At 64.7% G+C, this 23225-nt stretch carries 13 protein-coding genes; 4 read left to right on the top strand and 9 right to left on the bottom strand.

Annotated features, from left to right (window positions below; genetic code table 11):
- Window positions 1-96: 96 nt before the first annotated feature.
- Window positions 97-810: a peroxiredoxin family protein gene (locus K1X74_15060; protein MBX7167648.1), complete on the top strand. Its 714-nt coding sequence runs from the start codon at window positions 97-99 to the stop codon at window positions 808-810.
- 73 nt (window positions 811-883) lie between these two features.
- Here K1X74_15060 and K1X74_15065 read toward each other — a convergent pair whose 3' ends face one another.
- The 4 genes from K1X74_15065 to K1X74_15080 form a co-directional block, all read right to left on the bottom strand.
- A complete protein-coding gene (locus K1X74_15065; protein ID MBX7167649.1) occupies window positions 884-1327 on the bottom strand; it encodes a transcriptional repressor in 444 nt (147 codons plus the stop codon).
- Between the two features lie 130 nt (window positions 1328-1457).
- Complete coding sequence (locus tag K1X74_15070) at window positions 1458-4781, bottom strand: HEAT repeat domain-containing protein (protein MBX7167650.1); 3324 nt, start codon at window positions 4779-4781, stop codon at window positions 1458-1460.
- A 116-nt stretch (window positions 4782-4897) separates the two neighbouring features.
- Complete coding sequence (locus tag K1X74_15075) at window positions 4898-6115, bottom strand: SGNH/GDSL hydrolase family protein (GenBank protein ID MBX7167651.1); 1218 nt, start codon at window positions 6113-6115, stop codon at window positions 4898-4900.
- Window positions 6116-6252: 137 nt separating this feature from the next.
- On the bottom strand, window positions 6253-6912 hold the full coding sequence (locus K1X74_15080; protein ID MBX7167652.1) for a DUF2306 domain-containing protein: 660 nt from the start codon (window positions 6910-6912) through the stop codon (window positions 6253-6255).
- A 211-nt stretch (window positions 6913-7123) separates the two neighbouring features.
- Here K1X74_15080 and K1X74_15085 point away from each other — a divergent pair, with 211 nt between their 5' ends.
- Window positions 7124-9139 carry a hypothetical protein gene (locus K1X74_15085; GenBank protein ID MBX7167653.1) on the top strand — a complete coding sequence of 672 codons (2016 nt, stop codon included), beginning with the start codon at window positions 7124-7126 and terminating at the stop codon, window positions 9137-9139.
- 35 nt (window positions 9140-9174) lie between these two features.
- Here the strand turns inward: K1X74_15085 and K1X74_15090 are convergent, their stop codons facing one another.
- From K1X74_15090 to K1X74_15100, 3 genes are all read right to left on the bottom strand, one after another.
- Window positions 9175-12189, bottom strand: coding sequence for a fused MFS/spermidine synthase (locus tag K1X74_15090; GenBank protein ID MBX7167654.1), 3015 nt, complete (start codon window positions 12187-12189; stop codon window positions 9175-9177).
- A 218-nt stretch (window positions 12190-12407) separates the two neighbouring features.
- Window positions 12408-14906 carry a glycosyltransferase gene (locus K1X74_15095; protein ID MBX7167655.1) on the bottom strand — a complete coding sequence of 833 codons (2499 nt, stop codon included), beginning with the start codon at window positions 14904-14906 and terminating at the stop codon, window positions 12408-12410.
- Between the two features lie 449 nt (window positions 14907-15355).
- Window positions 15356-15607, bottom strand: coding sequence for a carbon storage regulator (locus tag K1X74_15100; protein ID MBX7167656.1), 252 nt, complete (start codon window positions 15605-15607; stop codon window positions 15356-15358).
- Between the two features lie 367 nt (window positions 15608-15974).
- Here K1X74_15100 and K1X74_15105 point away from each other — a divergent pair, with 367 nt between their 5' ends.
- Entirely contained in the window at window positions 15975-18305 is a 2331-nt protein-coding gene (locus tag K1X74_15105) for a redoxin domain-containing protein (GenBank protein ID MBX7167657.1), read from the top strand.
- A gap of 804 nt (window positions 18306-19109) precedes the next feature.
- On the opposite strand, the gene K1X74_15110 is transcribed toward K1X74_15105, so the two are convergent.
- Together K1X74_15110 and K1X74_15115 are read right to left on the bottom strand one after the other, a co-directional pair.
- A complete protein-coding gene (locus K1X74_15110; GenBank protein ID MBX7167658.1) occupies window positions 19110-20288 on the bottom strand; it encodes a transposase in 1179 nt (392 codons plus the stop codon).
- A 230-nt stretch (window positions 20289-20518) separates the two neighbouring features.
- Window positions 20519-21523: a plasmid pRiA4b ORF-3 family protein gene (locus K1X74_15115; GenBank protein MBX7167659.1), complete on the bottom strand. Its 1005-nt coding sequence runs from the start codon at window positions 21521-21523 to the stop codon at window positions 20519-20521.
- 355 nt (window positions 21524-21878) lie between these two features.
- Here K1X74_15115 and K1X74_15120 point away from each other — a divergent pair, with 355 nt between their 5' ends.
- The gene (locus tag K1X74_15120) at window positions 21879-23204 is read left to right on the top strand and encodes a PepSY domain-containing protein (GenBank protein MBX7167660.1); all 1326 of its coding nucleotides are present in this window, start codon (window positions 21879-21881) and stop codon (window positions 23202-23204) included.
- Window positions 23205-23225: the final 21 nt, after the last annotated feature.

Genomic DNA, 23225 nt, shown 5'->3' on the forward strand with positions numbered 1-23225 from the left:
GGCGGCCCCCAAACGCCCGCTGCCCCATCGGCGGCACCGCGGCGCCGCGCTCCGACGGGGCCCCGTCCACCGCGCGTCGCCTTGGGGCTGGGCATCGTGTGCGCTTTTTTGCCGCCGTTCATCTATGGCCTGATGATCGCTGCGAGTGTGTTGACGGTGCCTTGGTGGGCGGCCGTCACCATTTCGCTGGGTGCCGTGTTGTTGTTGGTCGCCACGATCCAGTGGTTCAACGTCTGGCGCGCCGCGTTGTTCGTGCTGGGCGCCGCACTGGCCGCGGCAACCTGGATGTACATCCTTTCGTGGAGCCAATTGCCGGCCTACAACGGTCCGTTGAAGGTTGGCGAGCCGTTCCCCGCGTTCTACGCTTTGCGGGCCAACGGTACGAAGCTGACGCAGGAGGTGCTCAAGGGGGGCGAGGGCAGTCACCTGATCGTGTTATTCCGCGGGCGGTGGTGCGCCTACTGCATGGCGCAGTTGGCCGATCTCGACGCCAGCCACCGCAGTTTTGACCTGCGACACGTGCACGTAATCGCCGCCTCGATCGAAGGCGGCGCGGAGACATTGCAGACGCAGGCCGATTTTCCGAACCTGGAAATCGTCAGCGACGCGGCTCGAAAACTCATCGATGCGACCGGCACGTTGCATCCCGGTGGGGCGCCCAACGGTAGCGACACCGCCGCGCCGACGATGGTGCTGATCGATCAGCAAGGCGTCGTGCGCTGGATCTTTCGGCCGACGCGCTACCTCGCGCGCCCGAGCAGCGAAGAAGTCTGCGCGGCGATCGACGAAGTTCTGCCCCAGGTGTGGTGAAGCGGCCGCAATGCGCAGCCGCGACGGCGCTGCTACGCTGGGCGACACGGCGCGGGACAACCGTGATCGGCCTCTAGCGGCCCGCGCACTTGACGCACCGGCCCTTGAGCAGCACCTCGGTGATCTGGTCAATCACGCGGGGCGCACGCTGTGGCTCGACCGACACGCTTGCCTTCTCCAGGCACTTCAATTCGCCGCACGTCGTGCAGAGAAAGTGCGGGTGCGTGTTTTCGTGTTGATGGCCGGCGCGGCGGAGTTCGAACCGCCAGAGGTGGTCGCCCAGCTCGGTCCGGCTAACCAGACCCGCCTCGGCCAGGTCGATCAAGTTGCGATAGACGGTCGTCTTGTCGTAGCCCTCGGGCACCAGGTGCTCGGCCAGTTCGGCATGCGTTTGCGGGCGGGCTGCGGCCTGCAGCCGGCGCAGCACGGCCAGCCGCCCATTGGTGCAGCGCAGTCCCGCCGCGCGGATCTCCGCTCGGAAATCGACCGCCTCGTCGCTACCACCGCGCTTCGCCATACAGGCGAATTTAGCCGAGAAACGCCCTGGCCACCATGTGCGGAGCTGCACGGGGCAACGGCTCAGGCCACCGGCGCTCAGACGCTTGGGCCACAAAGCAGCGACTGCCGGGCAAGGGACAAACGCCGGCTTACTTGCCGGTGACCCACTCGGCGCGAGCCGGCGAATTCGGGGCGTCGGCGAGTTCGAGCCGGAGCGGCGTGGTGCGCTGGCTGGCGTCGACCGCCAGGCAGACGATGTGCCGCCCGGCGGGCAAGTCGAGGTCGTTCTCGGTCGCCAAGGCCTGCTTGTTGCTGTCGAGCCAGAAGGTGATGCCCGTCGTGTCGCCGGCCAGCAGACGCACGGGCCCCGCGGTCGTCACTTCAATCTCGGCCCGCACGTAGGCCGTCGGCGGGCGCTCGGCGCGGACCCGCAGCGCCGGCAAATCTTCCACGGGCAGCGTGCCGTCGACGCGGCTGTAGACGGAACGCCAAACGAGATCAGGATGTGCCTGCGCGGCGAGGTCGCCGCTGGCATAGCGGATCATCTGCGCCATCGCGGGGGTGTTTTCGACCGCTTGCCAGCGCCGCGCGACGCGTGCCTTGTCGGCCGTATAGGGACCGACCTTGCCCAACTCGGACAGGAATCGAACCAGATCAACGAGCTCGGCACGGGTAAGAGTGTCGACCAGGCCGACGGGCATGATCGATCCGCCGGGGGTCTTTTCGTCGATCGATTCGAGCGGAATCACGACTTCCTTGTCCTCGGCGTCGCGCAGGATCAACTCGGTGTCGGTTTGCCGCGCCGGGACTCCCGAAAACACCTGCCCGTCGGTCGTGCTGACCACGAGCGAATGATAGTTCTCCTTGACGGCCTTTGTCGGCACCAGGATCGACTCGACCAGGTAATCGATCTGCGCGCTGCCGCCGATGCTCACCAGGTCCGGCCCGACACGGCCGCCCGCGCCGGCGATCGCGTGGCACTTCAGGCAGGCCGTCTCCTGACGGCGAAAGATCTGCTCACCCCGGGCCGCGTCACCTTGCGTCTTGACCACCTCGACCAGTTCGGCGAGTTGCTCGGGCGACAGCGCCACGGGGCCTGCGCCCAACCCTCCGGCCCGATTGAGCGCCTCGATCAGCTCGGGCAGCTCGCGACCGGCGCTGCGCACGACGCGCAAGGCCAGCTTGGCCGTGTCCGGGGGCAATTGTTGTTCGGTCAACGCGGCCAACAGGGCCTTGGTTCCCTCGTTGCGGCGCACGAACACATTCAACAAGGTCGCGAGGTCGACATTGCCTGCGGCCGATTGCAGCAGTTGCACGGCCAAGGTCGCCGCGCGGCCAGGATCGAGCGCGGCGATACCGACCACGGCGGCGGTCTGCACCTCGGCGGCACGCTGGCCATCGACCAGCGCGGCCAGCGCATCGACGCTGGCTTGCCCGCCGAGCGCGACGAGTCCTTCGATGGCCGCTTGACGCGAACTCGGCGGCAGTGCCGTATCGCCCGCCGCGACCAGTTCGGCCAGTTGCGAGCGCGCGGCCTCCAAACGCCATTGCCCGGCCAAACGCAGGGCCGCGGCTCGCAGTCCCTCGTCCGAGGTCGCAAACAGCGCCGTCAGGCCCGACAAATCACCGCTGGGCTGCAGTTGACGTTGGGCCGAAGCCTTCGACAGAGCCGCCAGCAACGGCAGCGCCTTGCCGGGCTCGCTGGCCGCCGACTTCAACACCAGGTCGAGCAAACGGCGCAACTGATCGGTGCCACCCTGCGTGCCGATCAGATCGAGCACGCTGGCCTGGCGCGCTTCGGAAACGGCGCCTCGCTCGAGCAAGCCGAGCAGCGGTTCGACGACCTCGGCCGTGGCCACGGCCGTGAGGGCGAATTCGAAGTGCGCCGGTTGTTCGGCGAGGTGCAGGCGGCCGGCCTGCAGTTCGGGCAGCCAGACGGGCGCCAGGTCGCGAGAAGTGGCCCACAAGGCATAGTCGAGGAACCGGTCCATCGGTGCGTCGAGCGCGTTCAAGGCCAGCTCGATGCTGCGCGGATCCGGCACGTGGGCCAGCGCGCGCACCGCCTCGAGCCGCACGCGAGGATGCTCGTCGCCAACGCGCGAGGCCAGCAGCTCCAGCGCGTCGGAGATGCGCGGGTGCCAGTAGCGCAGCACCCGGGTAGCCGCGGCGCGGACGCGCGGATCGCGGGCCGTCAGCAGCGATTGGAGCAAATCGGGCTCCACGACGTCGAGCGATTGATAAGTCCACAGAGCCTCGAGGCGGTGATGTTCGTAATCCTGCGTGGTCGGATCGAGTGCCGCAGACCAGGCCGCCAGTTCGGGTATGACGCTTACGCCGCGCTCCTTGAGCGTGCGCTTGGCGAAATGGCGCGTCCAACTCTCGGGGGCCTGGAGCATCGCCAGCAACTCCGGAGTGCTCGAGGCGGCGAAGTCGATGCGGGGCACCAAGGGCCGTCCCTTGGCCGTCACGCGCCAGATGCGCCCGTGAACGTGGTCGCGGCGCGGATCGCGAAAGTCGACCTCGCCGTGCTGGATGATCGGGTTGTACCAGTCGGCAATGTAGATCGCCCCGTCCGGACCCTGCTTGACGTCGACCGGGCGGAAGGCCACGTTCGTCGAGCGAATCAGCTCGGTTTGCTCGCGCGAGGCGTAGCCTGCGCCATCGTCCGAGACCACGAAGCGGCAGACACGGTTAGCGCGAAAATCGTTGGTAATCAGGCTGCCTTGCCAGTCGTCGGACAGATGCCGGCCGTCGACGATCTCCAAAGCACAGTGCTTCGGGCTGCCAGGATTCAGGCCCGGCAGAATGCGGACCGCGCCGGGCGCGGTGAAATAAGTCGCACCGGGCAACAGGTAGTTGATCCCTTCGCCCCCTGCCCCGTCGGTACCGAACGATTGTCCCCAGCGATCGAACGCGTGGCCCCAGGGATTTACCAGCCCGCGAATGAACACGCCCAGCTCGAGCGTTTCGGGCCGGAAATGCCAGACTCCGCCGCCGTTGAGCCGCCGGACGCCGTGGGGCGTCTCGATGTGGCTGTGAATGTAGATCGACTGGTTGAAGTACAGCATGCCGTCCGGGCCGAAGCGGAGCGTATGCAGGATGTGGTGCGTGTCCTCGGTGCCGAAGCCCGAGAGGACAACGCGCGAGCGATCGGCGCGTCCGTCGCCGTCGGTGTCGCTGAGATGCAGTAGATCGGTGCTGTTGGCCACATAGGCCCCGCCATCGCCGGGCTCAACTCCCGTGGGAATCAGCAGCCCCTCGGCAAACACCTGGGCTTGATCGGAGCGTCCGTCGTGGTCGCGGTCTTCGAGCACTACCACGCGATCGTGCGGGCGCGCACCGGGCAGGATGTGTGGATACGTTTCGCTGCTGGCGATCCAAAGCCGGCCGGCCGCGTCGAAGTTGATCTGAATCGGCTTAGCGATGATCGGATCGGCCGCGTACAGATTGATTTCGAACCCCTCGGGCAGCACGAGCGACGACTGTTCGATCGCCGGGTCGGGATCGGGAATGTCCTTGAGCTGATTCTGGGCGGCGGCCCGGTTGGCCAGCAGGCCGAAGACGATCAGACAAACAAGCGGCCGGCAACTCACTTCTTCACCTCCCGTGTCAGGCGGTAAACGTGCGGCGCGGGGCGCCGCAGCGCGGCAATCTGGGCCTCTTGGGCCGCAACCAAGGCATCGAACTCGGCGACTTCCTTGGCGTTCTGGCCTTGCTCGTGTTTGCGGAAACCGAACAGGTAAGTTTCGTTCTGTGGGCGCCAACGATTGAAGAACAGCTCGTTCTTCTCGCGGATCGCGGCCCGCAGGCGCTCGACGGCCATGAACTCCGGTCCGCTCGTCAACTCGACGCCCGCGGCCCAAGTGGCCGCGTCGGCCACGATCACCTCGCGATCGTCGATCGACAGGCGATAGCGGCCCACGGGCAGGCCGTCGATGGTGAGGGTGCGCGTCGGCGTGGCGAGCGCCGGGCAAGGGCTGCCCTCGGGCGGCGGCGGCGCCGGCAGCACCTCGTCCGACACGCGAAATTCCGCCAGATCGTTGCGCTGGACCTGCATCTCGACTTCGGTGCCCACGCTTTCGACGACCTGCGGCGCGTCGCCCCAATCGAGCGAGACACGCCAATCGAGCGGCGGCAATTCCAGGGCCGACTCGATGGCCTGGGAGCAGCGGTAATAGCCGACGGCGCTGAGATGAAGGCCGTTCTCGGTCAACCGGCAGCCCTGCCCCATGGGCAGGTGATGAAACAGGTCGATCCAGGCGGCGTGCCGCTCACGGGCCACGCCTTCGAGCAGCGCGACGTACTCCTCGAGCCGGGCGTTCTGCGGCGCAGGGTCGGGAAGCGGGCGCCCGACGTCCTCGAGCCTGATCGGCGATACGAGCACCAGGCGGACCTTGGAGCCGGCCAGCATGTCGAGCATCGACTTCAAGCCGGCCTCGAATTGTTCCAACCCCGCCGATCCGGCGTAGGCCTCATTCGCGCCGTAGGCGACGAAAATCACGGTCGGCTTGAGCGACTTGACCAGCTCGCGGAGCCGATTGAAACCTTCCTTCGCCGTGTCGAAGCCGGCGCGGGCGTCGGCCCAGACCGTGTCGCCGCTCCAACCGAGATTGCGAAACACGAAATTCCGATTCGGCCAGCGCAGCGTGAGCCGTGTCTCGTCATAGCCGTAGTACTGGGCTCGTTCGGCAAACGTGCTGCCGACCCAAAGTACGCGGTCATTGTTGACCAGCTCGAACCCCGCGGCGGCGGGCAACTGGGCGCAGGCCAGCACGCAGGCGGCGACGATCGCGAAAGGAGTCTTCATAGATGCGTCCAACTTGTACGGGCGAGGTACGAGATTCTTCGCCGGCGAATTTGCCCCGCAAACCCTCCACCAAGACTGTAATCGCCGCTGCAGCGGCGGTCGAGCGGCCGACGGGGGAGCGTCCCGGCGCACGACAGTCAGCCGGCCCGCGACAAATTGATCCAGGTTTCGGCCACGATCAGGTTGAGCACAAACCCGAGCCACGCGACGGTGTCCCAGGCCTCGACAAAGGGCACCGCCAGCGGCGGCGCCGTGAACAGGGCTAAGAGGATGCGAAACGTGGCAATTCCCAGCCCGATCGCGTAGGCCCGCAACATCCATTCGCGGTGGCTGCGAACGTCGCGCCGGCGGATGCACCGCCAGGCTTCTGCGAGCGCGATGATGAACAGCACGGCGCCCAGCGAAGTGCCTGCCGTGGCGGAGAAACCTCCGAACACCGGCAACACGATCACGAACACCAACGCGCTGCCGACGGCCAGCGCCGAGCCGAACAAGAAGATTCGCCCGCTCCAACGATGCAGCGCCAGCGAACGTCGGCGCAGGCTCGGCGAAAACTGCAGCGGCCCGGTGATGAGAAACAGCAGTCCGCCGGCCAGGTGCACGAGCGTGAGCCAGGGACGCCGGGCGTAGCGCACATTGAATTCGTCCAACGGCTCGACGCTGAGCGAAGTCCCCAGCAGCACCTCGACGACGAAGACACCGCGCAGGACGATGCTGAGCAGCGCGACCAGCGATAAGATCAGGACCAGGGCCGATCCCAACCGCGCGAGCCGTCGGAGCGAAGCCTGTGAGGTCATAGAGTTCGTGGCCGACGCCTGAGACCGAAGCCGCCGGGCGGGCATCGCAAGCCGTGTGGCGGTGACCAGCAAAACGACCCCGTGTGCCCCCCGGCCCGGTGTCACCTTTGGTAGCAAAACGGCCGGCAATTCGCTACGTTTGCTGGACACCTTTGCCGCACCCATCCAGGAAGTGACTATGCGCGGGCCTTGCCGTGGCGAATACGCCGGAATGTTTGCGATCTTGCTTTGCTTCAATGTCATGCCGCGGCCGACGGTGTGCGCGAAAGACCCGTTCGACGTGGCTGCCGCGCGGGCCGTGCTGGCCAAGCTCGATTTACGAAAACTCCAGTCCCCCGCAGGCGCCCAGGTCGAGGCGGCGACGCTAGGCGAGTTGCGCGCGACGGTGCCTTTGGATCTGCGCCGGACCTTCGACTTCTATCGCCGGGCACTGACCGAACAGGGCTGGAAAAAGGCGACCTTCGAAAACGCCGAGCGTGTCGACAAGGAATACGCCCTGCTGTTCATGCAGCGCGAGAGCTGCACGCTGACGCTGTCGGTCTATCCCGACTACGAAAACAAAGCGCGCAGCACGGTCAACGTGCAAAACGCCGGCCCTTTCGCCCCGCAACAGCTTCCACGGCCCAAAGGCACCGAGGTGTTCTACAGCCAGGGCAATACCGTGATGTTGTTGACTACGGCCAAGGTGCCCGAGATGGCCGAGCAATTGCGCGAGCTGTGGACGGCCGCCGGTTGGCGCGAATATGGCAACGGCGGCGCCGCGGCCGAGACGCCGGATTCGTTCCAGACCGATTTTTGTTGCGGCCCCGTCGCGTTGTCGTTGTATATCTCTGTCGCTCCGGCGCAGGGCAATAAGACCTCGATCCAGTACTCGACGCGGATCCTGCAGGCCGAATTGCCCTGGCCCGGCGACGTGGCCCTGGCCACGTTTTCCGACGGCATGGATCGGCTCGAGGCCACGAGCAAGCGCGCCGTCGACGACCTGGCCGCGTTCTATCGCGAGCAGCTCGCCGCTCTCGGCTGGCAACCCAACGCCGCGCTCGACAAGGTGGCCGAGGAATACGCCAACGTGGTGTTCAGTCGCGCGGACGAGGCCGATCGGCATCTGCTGCTGCACCTGGCCAAGGTGGACGAAGGTACCAAGATCGAGATCGAGCCGATCAACGATGCGACGCTGGCCAAGCTGACCAAACCCGACGAGCCGCCGGCGGAAGCCGAAATGCCGGCCGTGGAGCCCGCGCAGATCGTCGCCAGCGCGCGCAGCTTGCCGTTGCCGCCCGGCGCCAAACAGGTGAGCTTCGACGCCGAAGACGAGGAAATTCAATACGTCAGCTCGCTGTCCATTCCGGACCTGGCCGATTTCTACCGCGAGCGTCTCGTGGGCGACGACTGGAAAGAAGACCGCCGCTTTTCGGTCGTTCACGAGAACGCCGCGTCGTTCGAGTTCAAGGGGCCGCGCGAGGCCGAGATCAACTTCATGATGGTCAATACCGGCCTGGGCGAAGGCACGGTGGTGACGCTGTCGACCGAGGGGCTCTCGTACGACGCGCCGGAACAGCCCCTTGCGGCCGATGAGATGCCCGCCGACGAAATGCCCGCCGAAGAGACGACAGACACCCCCGCTGCACCGGAAGAGTTGGAACCCGAGGATATCGACGGTCTACCGATTCCCACGGAACTATCGCAATATGCGCAGGAAAGCTCGCAATTTCGCCGCGTGATCACGGCCACGACCGAGGCGCCCTTGGCGAAGCTCGTCGAGTTCTATCGTCGCCATCTGCCTGCCGCGGGTTGGAAGGAAGTGACCGGGCAGGCCCGCATTGCCGACGATATGGCGCAACTGGTGTTCAGCAAGCAGCAGGACTCGGTGGCGGTGAGCCTGACGGCGTCCGGGGAGGAGACGCAGATCGAGCTTGCCACCCGCTCGCCCGCCGCGGCCAAGAAGGCCGGTGTGCTGCCCAAGCCCGGCAAGGCGCGAGTTATCTTTGCGAATGCCGCGGAAGCGGACGCCAAGGTCGATTTCGGCGGCAGTCCGTTCCCGATCAAGGCGGGCATCGGCTTGGAAAAGCCCGACGGGCCTGCATTCGATGTCGGACCGGGCAATTACACGGTCAAGGTCACGCTGAAGGGCCAGCCGGTGATCACCGAGAAGATCACGCTGGGGGCGGACGAGACCTGGGGTGTACTGATCGGGGAGCAGGGGTTGCTGCCCCTGCGAATCTACTAATCGGCCTTGCCGCACGGTGCCGCCGCTAGTTCGCCTTACTCGCCGGCGCCGTTCTGCCTGGCCTTGGTCAGCAGCTGCTCGGCGCGGCGGAGGGCATCGCGATCACCCATTCGCTGGCAAAGGCTCATAAGACGCTCGAGCACCTGGACGGCCTCGGCGTGGCGACCGTTCGCGAGCAGCGCCTGGCCGAGCGTTTCTTCGATTACCGGCAGCGATTGCTGCGACCGCTGCGACGCGATTTCGGCCCAATGCAAGGCCTCCTCGGCCTCACCGGGTGACGGCGCGCCGGTCAGCAAGATACGGGCCAGCGCCTGCGCCGAATCGTAATAGCTGGGGCCGAACTCCTGGCTGCGCCGCAACGCGTCGATCGCCTTGAGACGATCGCCTCGATCGCGTTCCCAGCACCCCAGCACATACAGCGCCGTGGGATTTCCGGGCATCAGCTCGGCCGCGCGCGGCACGTGTAGATTCATCGCCTCGGGGTCCTGCATCTGCACGGCCAACATGGCCCGGTCGAATTGGGCCTGCGCATAACACGGCGCGGCGGCGAGGGCCTCGTCGAGCAACTGGCACATCGACTCAAAATGGTTTCGCAGCGCGGCCTCGCGCGCCGCGACCCAGCAGGTCAGCGGCGAATCGGGCAGGATGGCCTGCGCGCGGGCCAGCCGTTCGGCCGCCACGTCGGCCTGGCCAACGCTGATCGCGTCGATGGCCTGCTTCAGCAGCGCATAGGCCAGGCCATGCCGATCGGGATGCCCGAACTCATCGAGCGGCTGCAGATCGCCATTCGTGCTCGAACCGGCATAGATGGCCTCGCATCCGAGGTGCGTTTCGCAGATGGCGCTGGCCACCAGGTCCGAGTTGGCCGCTCCCAGGTATAGTCTCACGCTCGGATCGCGCAGCCGGGCCAGGATCGCGGCGGCGTCGAAGGCCAGCGGTTCGTTGCTGCCGATCACGATCGCGTCGTCGCGCACGGCGAGCACGTGGGGAAACACCTCGCAAAACGTGGCAAACGTGCGCCGCGTCGGCGCCCAGGAGCACATCAGCCCCCCGGGTTTTAGACGGGCGCGGCATTGGCGGAAGAACTCGACCGAATACAAATGGCCGCTGTAGGCGCTGCTGGGCCGCGTGGCGTCGGCTTCGATGATGTCGTAGCGCGCGGTTCCATCGGCGACGCCGTTGCGGCCGTCGACGATCTGGAGCTCGACGCGTTTATCGGCCAGGAACTGCCGCAGCTCCGGGTATCTTTCGCGCTCCGCCACGGCACGGACCAACTCGATCTCGGGCGCACAGATCTCGAACACGCGCAGCCGTTCGACCGAGGGTCGGCAGCCGGCACCCCAGGCCGTGGCGCCCGAGCCCAGCCCGATGACGGCGATCTCGCGCGGGTCGGGATGAATCACCGTGGGCAGCACTCCGAGCAACATGTGCCCGCCGTCGCCCAGGGGCCGGCGATAAGGCAGCTCGCTGTGCGATTTGCCGTTGACGAACATGGTCCAGGTGCGCGACGCCGACTCGAACCGCAGCGCGACAATGCCCGAGGCGTCTTCCGCGAACTGCGCCGGGTGCTGCCTGTCGATGCCATGCCAGCGTCGCCAGAGCCCGTCCTGACCGGGCAAGGCCCAAAAACCGATCAGCAGCGCCGTGGCGAGCAGGGCGAACACCTGGCGCGAGCGCTGGATTCGCAGGCCCAGGCCAGCAAACAAGACGCCCAACAGCGTCAGCAAACGCAAGGTGCCTGCCGTACCGCCGGCGTCGAGCGCGACGAGTCCGACGACGAGGCTGCCGGCCGTGCTGCCGGCGATATTGGCTGCCTGCAGCAGCCCGACGTTGCGGCCGCTGGTCTGTTCGTCATCTTGCACGGCCCGTTGCAAAATCGTGAACGACAAGCCCATCAAGAAGGTCGGTACGCCGAGTACGACGAGCGGCAGCACCACGTACAACCGCGCGAGTCGCTGCGCAAAGTCGGGCCCCGAGAGCATGGGATCAGGATTAAAGGGCTCGGTCGACGTCCAATATTGCACGTACCATTCAAGGCCTGCCGTGTGGGCAGGCAAGTAGACGACCGCGCAGATCAAGGCGACCGTGTAGAGCGCCAAGCAGCTTTGGCACAACAGAAACGCCTGCAGCGGGCGCTGGAGCCGCGGCGCATACAACGCTCCCGCGACACTGCCAGTCGACAGACCGATCAAGTAGATGCCCAGCACGGTTCCGAAGGTGAAAGCCGTGCTCTTGACGGCCGTATCGATCAACCGGAACCAGACGATCTCCAGTCCCAGGGCACAAAACCCGCTCGTGGCATAGAGCATGCACCACCAGGCCAGCGGCAAGCGTTCGATCACGCCGGCCGTGCAGGCAGTCCCTGCGGTTTCGTGCACTTGCGTCGCGCTTGTGGCTCTCGAGAACAGCGCGCCCAGGGCCAGGGCCGCGATGCCAGCCAGGAGGTTTAGCGCCATGCCCGCCGAAACGGCGCCCTGGATGCCCCAGAGCCGAATCAGCAGCCAGGGAGTGATGATGGCGCCCGCCGCGGCACCCAGGCCGTTGACGCCGTATAGCAGACCGATTTGCCGGGGGGCCGCCGTGGGGTCGGTCACCATGGCCCGTACCAAGAGCGGCAGCGACATCCCCATCAAGGTCGTCGGCGGCAACAGGGCCAGGAAATGGGCCAGCGCAATACTCCACGACGTCTCGTAGAGCCAGCCGGCGCGCAAGTACAGCACGTCGTAGTAGAGCCAGATGCTCGCGGCGGCGAAGGCGCCGATCCCCAACTCGACGAGGGCAAAGCCTTGGAGGGCGCGGCGGCGCGTGAGCCGTTCGCTGATCAGCCCGCCGGCCAGGCTGCCGATCCCCAGCCCGGCCATGAAGGCCGCCACGATCATCGCCACGCTATAGATGCCCACACCGCTGTGCAGGGCCAGGATTCGCTGCCAGACAAGCTGATAAACCAGGGCCGGCACGCCGCTGGTGAAGAAGACGAGCATCACCAGCCCCAAAGGCACCGCCGGTTCGCGCAAGGCAGCAGGCTTCGTCAGGGCGGGAACGGCCGGCATCCGCGGGTGATCTCGAGTCGCAAGGAGCGCAGCGGGTTAGAGTTCCCTTTCTTAGCCGGGGGCTGCAAATTGTCAAACTCGGGGCCACGGGCGGTCGTCTGGCCGGGCCGTGGAATTCCGCGCCACGGCGGCAGCAAATTTCCCCGCCGCGGCCAGTGCCGGCGAGACGAGCCGGGAGCGAATCGTCCCGGTTTACCTTTCGGACAAGGGCGTCGAGTCTAGTGCGCGGCCATTGCTGGCTCGTCGACACCCGCCAGCCGCTGGGACCGTTGGATCCGTGCGAACTCGCGCGGATTGACCGCCAAGGCGTCGCTGGCCGTCCAAAGTTCATCGCACACGTTCCGCCAGCTCGAAGCAAGGCCGTTCTCCAGCGCACGCTGACGAAGCGTGGCGCGCATTTCCGCATCGTCGCTCAACAGACGCATGGCCGAGGCCAGTTCGTTCGGGGCGTCGATATTCACCACCAGGCCCGAACCGAACGGCAGGATAATCTCTGGTGGCCCGCCGCGATCGGAAACGATGGCCGGCAGCCCCGAGGCCTGCGCCTCGAGCACGGCATTGCCAAACGTGTCGGTCGTGCTCGGAAACACGAACACGTCGCCCGAAGCGTAGGCCCGTGACAGCTCGGCGCCGTAGAGCGGGCCAAGGAAGTGGATCTGCTGCGAGGCGTACGTCGCGCTCAGCTCGCCCTGGGCAGGTCCATCGCCGACCAGCACCAGTTGCGCGTCGTGCCCGCCGGCGAGGTAGTCGCGGAACGACTGGCACAGCCGTTCGAGGTTCTTCTCCGGAGAAATGCGGCCGACGTACAGGAACTTCAGCCCTTCCCCGACTCCGTAGCGCGTCCAGAAACCCAAGTCGCGATGTTCAGGATTGAACACCCGGGTGTCGACTCCGCGCCGCAGCAAGCGCAGCTTGCCGCGCGGAAAGCCATGCTCGATCAGCCATTCCTGGTACCACCGGCTGGGGGCCAGCACGAGGTCCATCTGGCCAAAGAACCAGTGCATGTATTGCCAGGTGAACTTCTCCAACTGCTCGTCCTGCGTGAAGTGCTGAACGTATTGCGGGAAATCGCTGTGATATATGCCGACGATCCGCAGACCCAGTAACCGGCCCGCGGCCAGCGCCGTGAGTCCTAACGGGCCGGGCGTCGAGATGATCACCTCCGAGAACCGCTCGCGCTCGAAGTATTCGATCACTTCGAGAATCGGCGGAATCGCCAGCATCTGCTGGTCGTATTCGGGCACCGCAAAGGCCCGGCCCGGCAAGAAATTGTGCACGCGGATGTCCGTGTCCGGCTCGTCGGTCAGGCAGGTCAACACGGTCAGGTCGAGGTTCGCCTCCTGGGCGTGCTGCGCCACGGTCTGGATGGTGCGGGCCACGCCGTTCATGTCCTGGAACGTGTCGGTGACCCAGGCTTTCTTAGCGCTTTTGCGTTCCAGTGAGGCGGTCGCGGGGAAACTTCGCGCCACGGCCTGCAAGAAGCGCTCGTCTTTGTGCTGCGTGTGAAAGGCCGTGAGATAGGGGGCAATGCTCAGCGCGACGGGGGCCAGCGACGAGAGCGTCTGCAGGCTTTCCATCAGCCGGCCCTGCGCCAGGCAGGTGACAAATCGCTCGAGAAACGCGCAGCCCACCTGCTGGCTGATGCCGTTGGCCAGGTGGAAGATGCGTTGGTCGTCTGCGGCGTTGGGCGGCTGTTGCTGCAGTCCTTGCAACTGCAATTGCTTGGGACCGAACAACTCGGCGAACTCGTCGACCAGGACGCGTTCGATCTGGCTCAATTGTCCCGAGGCCGGCGCGCCGACAAACCAGCCGGCAAAGCTGCGCAGCTTGCTGCTGAAGGCAGAGCCTTGGATGTCCGCGGGCGGGCGCTCGAGCAGCTTGCGAAACAATTCGGCGATCAGCGTGTTCTGCCCCGTGCCGGTATCGAGGAAGCGCGCCTTGTAATAGCTGCTGGCGATTTGATAGAAGCTGTGCGCCAGCCGCAGGCTCGTGCCGGCCGTGCCGCCCATGCGGTGGTCGCCCCGGCGCAGGTGCTCGAGATACTCGGCGACGGTTGGCGCCGGCGGGGTGATGGTCCAGGCGCTGGCCGCGTAGACGCCGCTGTGATCGTCGCTGCCGGCCGTAAAGCTCTTGCGCCAGGGCTCGTTGCCGTGGGGCTCGATCTCGTAGCGATTGGCCAATTGGTCGAGATGTTCGGCCGTGAGACTCGAGAGAATGGCGTTGGAGATTTCGCAGGCCCGCCCGTCGCGCGTGCCGTTGATGCCTTCGAAGCGGTTGAACAACACGAGCAGACGCTCGAGGTGCTCGACCGATAGCCGGTTGTTGACCCGGAACAGCGGATGCGCGACCGAGTAGACGATGTCCTGCTCGATCACGTAGCGGCGAAAGTCGTAGATGTTTTCCCGGAGCGCTTCGATCACTTCGAACTGTTCGGGCGTGATGCCCAGCACAAGGCAGTGGATCTTGCAGCCGTCTTCGGGGAAGTAAGTGGTGACCTCAGTCGACAAGAACACATCAGGCAGATGGGCGATCGACTCGGCACCGGCGATGCAGTTGTGATCCGAGATGGTCACAAACTGCATCCCGCGTTCCTTGGCCCGGTAATACAGGTCGAGCGGCTCGACGAAACTTTCCGGCGCGCCGACGCGGCGCAGAATCCATTCGCTCGGACGGTCGGAATGCTTACTGTGCACATGCACGTCGCAGGTGGCGTCCATCACGTGTGTCACCTCGCAAATGAAGAAACATTCATCGAAGCCATACGCCCACTTCGATTCCGGGGCCGGATGCGAGAGACCGGGTAGCGCAGCTCGAGCAGCACCCGCTGGTCGCGGGGCCAGCGCCTAGCAAATCTGCCCTGGCCAGTTCGGCGTGAAGCGCGGCAGGAACTCGCCGCGATGCAAGAGCTGGTCAGGGAAAGCCGCCCGCAGCCGAACGGATGAAACGCTCGGTGGAAGGATCCGCTGCGGGGGTGGCCAAGACCTGGCGACACCATCAAGGCTCACACGCCATCCGTGGCACGAGGGATGACACGCAATCCGTACGCATTCTGCCCCAACGCTACGCATCGTAGCGGTCGAGCATGAGCGGATTGTCAGAATCAGGCTTTAATCCTGCGAACTCACGAGCGCTGCAGTTGCGTGGCTGAACGCTCGGTTACAGCTCGTCAGCCAGGGCTGTAAGCCAACTGGTCGTGCATCGTGTCGCGCTCGTGATACTCGTCCGCCGTGGGATCGTCGTCCGGTTCGGCGGCGAATTGCTTCCGGCCCGAGCTCGCCACCTCGTGGCGCGCGATGCGAATGCCGCTGGGTGCTTCCACGCCCAGCTTCACGCGGTTGCCTTTGACCTCCAGGACGGTGACCCGGATGTCGTTGTCGATAACGATCGTTTCTCCCTTGCGACGACTCAGGACCAGCATCGAGCGAGCCTCCATTCTTGCCGGGGTGCCCAGGGCCCGGGCCTGCCGTGAATTTGGCCAAGTGGGTTCTCTACGCGTACCAGACCGGGCAGGTTCATGAACCAATCTGAACCCAATCACAAAAATCCGGGAACTTGCCAGCAGCGCCAGCGGCCCGGCGGGCGTCGTTGGGAGGGCGCGGGCCGCACCACTTCAGGGGGAGCATGCGTGCCCCACGACGGTTGTCCTAAGTGCCAAGCTTGACACGCCTTGTGATGCGTTCAACAATGCCGCACAACGCTCAGTTACGCGGTTTTGCTCGGCCTGGCTGTCAATAAACAGCCCAAGATCGCGACAATTTGCCGCTTACTTCGAAGGGACGATTGGCATGTGCAACGTGCTTGGGGGCCGTCGACTCGCCATGTTCTCGTTGGCGCTCGCTGTGCCGGTGTTGCTGGCGCCCGCGCGCGCCGCTGAGCATCTGCCCACGGGAAAATTTTCCGGATTTCAACTCCGCGATTACCGGGGCAAAGAATTCACGGCTGAACAGTTCCGCGACCAGAAGGTGCTCGTGCTCGTGTTCCTGGGCACCGAGTGCCCGTTGGCCAAGCTCTATGCCCCGCGGCTGGCGGCTTTGAACAAAGAGTATGCCCCGCGCGGTGTCGCTTTTGTCGGCATCAGCTCGAACCAGCAGGATTCGGTGACCGAGCTGGGCGCATTTGCTCGGCAGCAAGGCATCGAGTTTCCGATTCTCAAGGATCTCAATAACGTGCTGGCCGATACGTTGGGCGCCCAACGCACCCCGGAAGCGTTCGTGCTCGACGCCGAGCGCAACGTGCGCTACCGCGGCCGGATTGACGATCAATATGGCTTCAGCACCGAGGGACGCATCGGCTATCAGCGCAAGGAGCCGTCGCGCCGCGACCTCGCACAGGCGATCGATGAGCTGCTCGACGGCAAAGAAGTCAGCGTTGCGTCGACCGAGGCGCCGGGCTGCTTGATCGGCCGCGTCCGCGCGCCGCAGGCAGGCAGCTCCGTCACGTACAGCAACAAGATCGCCGCGATCTTCAATCAGAACTGCGTCTTTTGCCATCGCCCCGGCCAGATCGGTCCGTTCTCGTTGACGTCGTACGAAGACGCCGCGGGCTGGGCCGAGATGATCGGCGAAGTGGTCGAAATGCGGCGGATGCCTCCCTGGCACGCCGATCCGGCCGTCGGCCACTGGTCGAACGACGCCCGGCTTAGCGATGAAGATCGCGAGGCCGTGCTGACCTGGGTCAAGAACGGTGCGCCGGCCGGCGATCTGAACGAGGTGCCGGCCCCGCCGCAGTTCACCGAGGGCTGGCAGATCTCCGAGCCGGACCAGGTGATCTGGATGGACGACGAGCCCTACACCGTGCCGGCCGAAGGCGTGGTCGATTACCAACGCTTTTTGATCGACCCGGGCTGGACCGAGGACAAATGGATCGCCGAGATCGAACCGCGCGTCGGCAATCCGTCGGTCGTGCACCACATCGTGATCTACCTGGTGCCGCCGAAGAACCGGGGAGTCAAAGGTGCCGCCGGCCGGCTGCGCAACGACTGGCTCGCGGCCTATGCCCCCGGTTTGCGTCAGGAACGGCTGCCCGAGGGCTATGCCCGATTTTGTCCGGCCGGCTCGCAATTGATCTTCGAGATGCACTACACGCCCAACGGCATCGAGCAGCAGGACCGCAGCTACCTGGGGATCAAGTTCGCCGACCCGAAACAGGTGCGCAAGGAAGTGGCCGTCAAGAACGCCGGCAATTTCACCTTCGAGATTCCGCCGGGCGACCCGAACTACCAGGTCGAGTCGACGTTTACCTTCCGCGAGGATTCCGAGCTCGTCTCGGTGTCGCCGCATATGCACGTCCGCGGCAAGGACTTCTTCTACGAGCTGGTCTATCCCGACGGGAAACGGGAACCGATCCTCAACGTGCCGCTGTACGACTTCGGCTGGCAGACGACCTATATGTTCCCGCAGCCGAAACTCGTGCCCAAGGGCACCGAAATGCACTGCGTGGCGCATTTCGACAACTCGCCAGAAAACCTCAACAATCCCGACCCCACAGCCAAGGTGCGTTGGGGTGAGCAGACGTTCGAAGAGATGATGTTCGGCTGGTTCGAGATGGCCCCGGCCGATCAGGACCTGACCAAGCCGGCCCCGCCGCCGATTTCGCGGGTCAAGCAGTTCGAGAAGCTCGCCGCGGCCGGTGCCTTGAAGGTCGACGATCAACTGCTGCAGGTAGCCGCCCGTTGCCTGGTCGACGAAGAGAACTTCAAGTTCGGCGCCTTCTACCTGGCCGATTTCGTGCCGCAGCTCGACCGCGTCTGCATTACCTACGTCGAAGACGGCAAGCTCCGTGCCCGAGTCGTCGAGGAATTGGGCGACCTGAAAACCACGCTCCGCAGCCGCGGCACGGTGGTCGACGCCAAGGGCCAGGCCCTGGCCGACTGCCTGGCGTCGCAAGACGTGACGGTGTTCAACGACTTGAGCCAGGCGGCCGGCTCGGTCATGCAGCGGATGTCGAGCAAGGGCATGTCATCGAGCATGCACGTGCCCGTCGTGCTCGACGGCGTTCCGTGCACGGTCAATTTCTGGAGCACCGAGCCGGCCGCGTTCCCGGCGGCCGCGGTCAGCTTCCTGAGCGAGTTTGCCCGAGCGATCGAAAAGGCGAACACGGAGCCGGCGAACAAGTAATCCCCGGCTACGCGGACGATTGCCCGATCAACCCGGGGCGGCGATTTCCACGAAGTCGCCGCCCCGGTTGTTTTACCAGCCGGCGTGGCGTATTACGCTTCTGATCAGGCTCGGAAGCTTGCGCCGGCGGCAAGGTTCAATCGCCCGACCCCATAATCCGCGGCAACGCGAGGCTGCAGCGCCATCAATCGTTCTGCCCCGGTTCCTGCGCTAAGAGTTAGAAGCAAGGTAATGAATCGCGTCACATTCTGCTTCGGTAGCTGTATCGCCATAATTGCGATTTGTGGCGTTGGAGCTGCGTCCTTCGCTTCACGCTTTCAGACCGGCACCCAATTGCCGGTCCAGTCGAGCGATCTCCAGAAAGAGCATGTTCAGGCCGAAAGGACATGCTGGGATGCCGAATCAGTGCTCAAGGTCCTGCGGGCACCGAATGCCTTGGAACGTCAGCAAGCCGAGGAGTCGGCTCAATTTGAATACGATCAGCTCGTAGCTGGCCTCATTAAGGTCATTAACGACCAACGGGATCAAGACTTTGACAAGGATCTTTATTTGCGAGCAGTGGCATTGCTTAACGGTCTTGGTGCATCCGCCGCGATTCCTGCTCTCGTTGCCAATGTGGATGTACCGGTGGGGTCTCCATTGGCCACGCGGCTAGATCCGCTTGCGCATTATGCGTGTGCGAGGTCACTCGTCACGTTCAGGGACCTGGCGGCGGATGAAATTGTGTTCTACCTCTGCAATACCCAGGATCCGGTTTATTGCGGCGTGCACGTTTGTAACCGAGTCGCTCGTGCCCAGCCGATATCAGATAAGGCGATTCAGTTGCTGGCATTTGTTCTGACAGAGATTGACGGAAAGGATGAGGCCATTGCACGCCTGGAGCAAGTCCCCGAAACGCCAAATGTGAACCGCGTGTTGGACGATTTGCGGCGTGGGATAGTGTGGACCGACTTGTGATTGGAGGCTGTCCCTGCCGAGAAGGCAGAAAGGGTGCCGGGAATGCTCCGTAGAAAACCCGCCGGCGACGCAGAAAAGGTGACGCAGAAAAGGTGTCAGGAATGCTCCGTAGAAAACCCCGCTGCGTCTGAGAATCATCACGTTCAGCGTGATCGCTCGCAGGCAGAGTTCGCGGCATTGGGAACGATAGCGTCGCGCCCGCAGCGCCGAACCCAGCAGCCGCTTGAGCATACTGTCGACGGTCTCGACCTGCCAGCGTTGCGTGTAGCGCGTGAGATATAACCAGCGTGCCATCCGCCTGCGCCAGAAACCGCTCGGCGGCTTCGCGGTCGGCCGGCCGATCTTCGCGGGAATGAACGTGTTCACGCCGCACTCCTCGCGGGCATACTCATGCACATGCTCGGCATCGTAGCCGGCATCGGCCACGAGTGTGGTGATCGCGACGCGCGACAGGGCGTCGTCGAGCGCGGCGTGGAAGTGCGGCACGTCGGGCGCCGGTCCAAGGCCCGGCACGACGGCGAGGATCAAGTGGCTGCAGCAATCGCAGAGCAGGCCCGCCTTGGGAAACCGCCGATAGGTCGTGTTTTGCCAGGTTTTTCCGCCTTTCGCCCGGCGGCGCACGAAGTAGTCGCTCGCATGATGCGACTCCCAGCCAGTGCCGTCGAGCGCGGCAAGGTGACTGCGCTTGCCCAACTTGCGCTGCTGCCGCGCTTGTCCGAGCGACGCCTCGAGCAACCGTCGCACCGGTCGGATCGACAACAACCGCTCGGCTGCTTTTTGAAACGTCGTGAAGTGCGGGATCGCATGCAACTCGATTGTCGCCGCCAGCTCGGTGCAGTCGCCCAGCAGCGCCGCCAGCTTGCGATAGTCGAGCTGCAAGAACTCCTTGAGCACGAGGCAAGCAAAGAGTTGCGGTTGGGTGAACTTCTTGGGACTAGAGCGATGCGCGTAGGGCGCGAGCGCCGCGCGGCCGATCCGATAGGCCACCGCCAGCACCCGCTTCGGACTCTTGGAAGTCGTACTCATCCAAGCGTGCTACGCACGCCGAGCCGCTAGCGGATGAAGCTATCGGCGGGTTTTCTACGGAGCATGTCAGGAACCTTTTCTGGCGCCGTCGTACTGGCCAATGTGCCGGCGAAGCGTTGTGGTTCGCGCGTGGGCGCGGTTCTGCCCGCGATTTTGAGCGCCGGTCGCCGTGCACTGAATAAAGAGCAGGTTGGGCGAAGTTGCCAGCTCAGCTCGTCGTCGAGCGGCGCTCACTGCTTCCGCATCTCTCTCGTCGCTTGTTTGGCATCGAAGGCGTCTGCGTCGAAGGGGCCGCGCCAGGCCAGGTAATCCTTGTGCTCCTTGTGCTTGGGGTTCGCCAGGGCCGCGAGGTAGTGCTCGAAGCCGTACGGTCCGCCCACGTCTTCGGGCGGACAGGTACGGTCTCCTTCCAAGCAGATCGGGTACTTGACCTTCTTGTCGGCAGGCGGGAAACCCTCGAAGAGGATCTCGTGCACCCAACCGTCGCCGAAGTCGTACTCGTAGATCCAGCGGGCGCGCTTACCGGATTTCGGTACCAGTTGGCTCAGCTTGACCTGCGTGTAATCCTGCCAGTCGAAGTCGGCGGCAAACTCCTCCGGCGGCGGCGGGCCGTATTCTTTCCCGTCGATCGTGAAGCGGTGCAGGTGGTAGTTCCACCAGCCGAATGCGGCCTGGATGTAGTCATGCAGCATGCCGAGCGTGCAATCGGGCACCTGAATCCGTCGCCAGACGGCCGGCCTGGTTACGAGGAGCGTGACTCGAAATTGAAAGATGCCGGATGACCTGGTCGCCGTCATCCGAGGCAGGTCTTGACCGCCGACCTCGTCGCCAACGGAGTCCAACAGCTCGAAGGCCTTTTTCTGCACTGCGGCCAATTGCTTTTTCTCCGGCCCGCATGCGACGAAGACAGCCTGGTCCAGCTCGGCGTGCAGTCGATGGAGTTCCTTGCGGGTGAAGGCGACGACTTGCGGGCCCGCCGGCAGCGTCTCGAGCCGCGTCTTGATCCGCGCGGGCAGCCGCGTGGCGTGAATCAAGGCCGAGCGCTGTTTGTCCGTCAGCTTGATCGGGTACGCGCCGGCTGGCTTCGCGGTTTTCTTGGCCGCCGGCTTGAATTCCAAGGAAACCATCCCCGGATTCTTACCTCGCAAGGTGTCTTGCAGTGCTTGATACAACACCTGCCCCGCCTCGGCCATGCCGGAGACGGTTTTGCCGGGCTTAGTCTGCTTGCGACGCATGGAAGAAGTCCTGTTTTCTGGCCGCGTCTAGTTCTCCAAGGATTCTACCTGGTTGCGTTCAAGTCAGACATAGAGCTGCAAATAGGGTTCTGTTCGCCAGCTTCATCGTATAAAGCAGCGACGGACAAGAGCGCGAGCGTGCTCAAGGACTCGGGGAGCTGGCCCGGCACGCACGCAACCGCCGGCTTTGCCCGTTGGGTGGCGGTGGGGCATACTGCTGATGCGTTTGGATCGTGGCCAGAACGATCTATTCGTCCCACCACGTGAGTCCGCCGCGACGACGGGCCACCGTCCATCCAATCGGGACCGGCGTTGGTTTGCTCGCCCGCGATGATCCCAGAGCGTGAGCGTTTGCATGAGCACCGCGTCACTCGATCCAACGACGACGGCCGCGCGAAGTGGAATGGGGTCCGGAGATTCCATCCCGACCGATGCTCGGCAGGCCAGCGCCGGCGACCGGTTGTATCGGATCGTCTGGCGGTGGCACTTCTATGCCGGCATGATCGTCGCGCCCGTGTTGATCGTGGTGGCTGCCACCGGATCGCTCTACATCTTCAAAGACGAGCTGGAAGCAGTGCTTCACCCGGGCGTTACCCGCGTGGACCCGACGGGCGAGCGGGTGTCCTACGAGCAGCAGTTGGCTGCCGCTCGTGCCGCGGTGCCTGCGAACTATCGCATCGGCCTCGTCCAAGTCTTCACCGATCCCGGCAGGGCCACGGTCCTGGCCATGGCGGGCGACAAGTTTCAATTCGGGTACGTCGATCCCTACCGCGGGCATTACCTGGGCTCGATCGAGCAGGGAGGCTTTTTCGACATCGTGCTCCAGCTGCACCGGCAACTGTTCCTGGGCACCACGGGCCGGATCGTCGTCGAGCTGACCACCTGCTGGACCATCGTCCTGGCGGTGACGGGGATTTATTTGTGGTGGCCGCGAAAGGCGAGCCAGGTGTGGGGCGTGTGGCTCCCGCGATTGCGGCGGAATCCGTACGTCGTGCTGCGAGACCTGCACGCCGTGAGCGGCATCTACCTGGCCCTGATCGCGATCGTGATCTCGCTGACTGGCCTGACTTACACCTTGATCTGGGGCAGCGCACCTCAGTATGCAGCGCAGCGCACCGATGCCTACGAGATGTTCTCGAAGCCGATGCTGTCCCAATGCGCGCCCGAGGCCCAAGACCTGCCGATCGACCGTTTCATCGAGATCGCGCAACAGCGCATGCCCGGCAATAACTTGACCGTCTGGTTTCCGCGCGCACCGAACGCCGTGTACCTGGTCACGGCCAACAACGAGCGCGGCCCGCAGGTCAACCGGATGTTGTTCATCGATCGCGCGTCGGGTGAGGTCTTGGATGACCGCCACAACAGTGAGACCAAGTTCATGTACCAGTTTGGGACGTGGAGCTTCGCGCTGCACGTCGGCACAATCTGGGGGATGCCTTCGAAGGTCTTGTGGTTTGTCACCTGCGTGATCTTGATGGTCTCGCCTGTCACCGGAGTCTGGATGTGGTGGTTGCGCCGTCCCCAGGGCCAAATGGGTCTGCCACGTCGCGTCGATTCCCGGCGCCCACGGTGGCTCGTCGGCACGATCGCAGCGACCAGTCTGCTGTTGCCGGTACTAGGTCTCTCGGTGGTGGCCTTGCTCCTAGGAGAGCAGCTCGTGGCGCGATTTCGAAAGCCATAAAGTGGCCCCGACCGATTAGCA

The sequence above is a fragment of the Pirellulales bacterium genome (assembly GCA_019694435.1).
Lineage (GTDB): Bacteria > Planctomycetota > Planctomycetia > Pirellulales > JAEUIK01 > JAIBBZ01.